At 71.2% G+C, this 2,169-nt stretch carries 1 protein-coding gene; it reads left to right on the top strand.

All coding sequences use genetic code 11. From position 1 onward, the window contains the following. On the top strand, nucleotides 1-2,169 hold a 2,169-nt coding region (locus ABT130_RS47440; RefSeq protein ID WP_350966477.1), incomplete at both ends, for an acyltransferase domain-containing protein.

Genomic DNA, 2,169 nt, shown 5'->3' with positions numbered 1-2,169 from the left:
CGACGGAGCCGCAGCTCGCCTTCCTGTTCACCGGTCAGGGCAGTCAGCGGGCGGGGATGGGCCGGGAGCTGTATGACCGCTTCCCGGTGTTCGCGACGGCGCTGGACGAGGTGCTCGCCGAGCTGGACCCGCTGCTGGACGGGTCGTTGCGGGAGGTGTTGTTCGCCGAGCCGGGCAGCGAGCGGGCCGGGTTGCTGGATCAGACCGGGTGGGCGCAGCCGTCGTTGTTCGCGGTGGAGACCGCGTTGTTCCGGTTGGTGTCCTCGTGGGGGGTGCGGCCGGATGTGCTGGCCGGTCACTCGATCGGGGAGATCACCGCGGCGCATGTCGCCGGGGTGCTGTCGCTGGCCGACGCGTGTGCGTTGGTGGCGGGCCGGGCGCGGTTGATGCAGGCGTTGCCCGCGGGTGGGGCGATGGTGTCGGTGCGGGCTTCCGAGGAGGAGGTCGCTGAGCTGCTGGCCGGGCGTGAGAAGGAGGTGTCGGTCGCGGCGGTGAACGGCCCGTCTTCGGTGGTGATCGCCGGGGGCGAGGAGGCGGTTCTTGAGGTGGCCGCCACGTTGGAGGAGCGCGGGGTGCGCACGAAGCGGTTGCGGGTGTCGCACGCGTTCCACTCGCCGCTGATGGAGCCGATGCTGGAGGACTTCCGGACCCTGGCTCGGACGCTGACCTACAGCGCGCCGAGGGTTCCGATTGTGTCCACCCTGACCGGCGAGGCGGCCACGGCCGAGCAGCTGTGCTCGCCGGACTACTGGGTGGATCAGGTGCGGGGCGCGGTCCGCTTCGCCGACGGGGTCCGTACGCTGCACGCGCGGGGTGTGCGGGCGTATCTGGAGCTGGGTCCCGATGGTGTGTTGACCGCTATGGCCGCCGATACCCTGGCCGCCGACGCGGAGGTGCCCGGGTCGGACGCGGTGCTCGTGCCGGTGTTGCGTAAGGATCGCGACGAGCAGGTCGCGTCCATGACGGCGCTGGCCGAGCTGTATGTGCATGGGGTGCCGGTGGACTGGCGATCGGTGCTGCCGGGTGGGCGCCGGGTCGATCTGCCGACCTACGCTTTCCAGCACCAGTGGTTCTGGCCTGATGGCAGTGCGGGTGCCGGTACGGGGAATGTGGCGGCGGCGGGTCTGGCCGCCGCTGGGCACCCGCTGCTGGGTGCGACGGTCGGGCTGGCCGATTCCGATGGGGTGGTGCTGACCGGGCGGTTGTCGCTCTCGTCGCATCCGTGGCTGGCCGATCATGCGGTGGCCGGGATGGTGCTCTTCCCGGGGACCGGGTTCCTGGAGCTGGCGATCCGGGCGGGTGACCAGGTCGGCTGTGACCTGGTGGAGGAGTTGACGCTGGCCGCTCCGCTGGTGCTGGGTGAGGACGATGCGGTCGTGGTGCAGATCGCGGTGGGTGCGCCGGAGGAGACCGGCCGACGTGCTTTGAACGTCTATTCCCGGTCGGCGCAGGCTGGTGACGATGTGCCGTGGGTGCGGCACGCCACCGGCATGCTTGCCACGGGCGGTCGGGCCGCCGCGCGGTTCGATGCGGCGGTGTGGCCGCCGGTCGGCGCGACCGCGATCGAGTTGGACGGTTTCTATGACCAGCTGGCCGAGGGTTTGCTTGTCTATGGCCCGGTGTTCCAGGGGTTGCGGGCGGCCTGGCACGGTGCCGGTGGTGAGGTGTTCGCCGAGGTTGTCCTGCCTGAGCAGGCGGCGTCGAGTGCGGGTTCGTTCGGGGTGCATCCGGCGTTGCTGGACGCGGCGCTGCATGGTGTGGCCTTCGTGGGGCTGGACGATTCCGAGGGCGGCCGGTTGCCGTTTTCCTGGGGTGAGGTGTGCCTGCACGCGGGTGGTGCGGCGACGTTGCGGGTGCGGCTGGTCCGGGCCGATGCCGACTCGGTCACGCTGACGGCGGTGGATGCCGCGGGGGAGCCGGTGTTGTCGGCGCGGTCGCTGGTGTTGCGCCCGTTCTCGCCCGGTCAGCTCGCCGCCGCGGGTGGTGGCCGGGTGGCGGAGCGTGACGGGCTGTTCCGGCTGGAGTGGAGCACGCTTTCTGAGGTTCCCGTGGCCGATCCGGTGCCGGTGGCGATGGTCGGCTTCGCCGGGTTCGAGCCGGACGCGCTGGGTCTTGCGGGGATGTGGGAGTCGGCCGGGCAGTCGGTCGCGGTTCATCGTGATCTGTCGG

Origin of the sequence: Streptosporangium sp. NPDC001681 (assembly GCF_040298085.1) — a bacterium.
In the GTDB taxonomy this organism is placed as follows: domain Bacteria; phylum Actinomycetota; class Actinomycetes; order Streptosporangiales; family Streptosporangiaceae; genus Streptosporangium.
The sequence above is the reverse complement of the archived record's forward strand: the minus strand, read 5'-3'. Positions and strand labels throughout refer to the sequence as shown.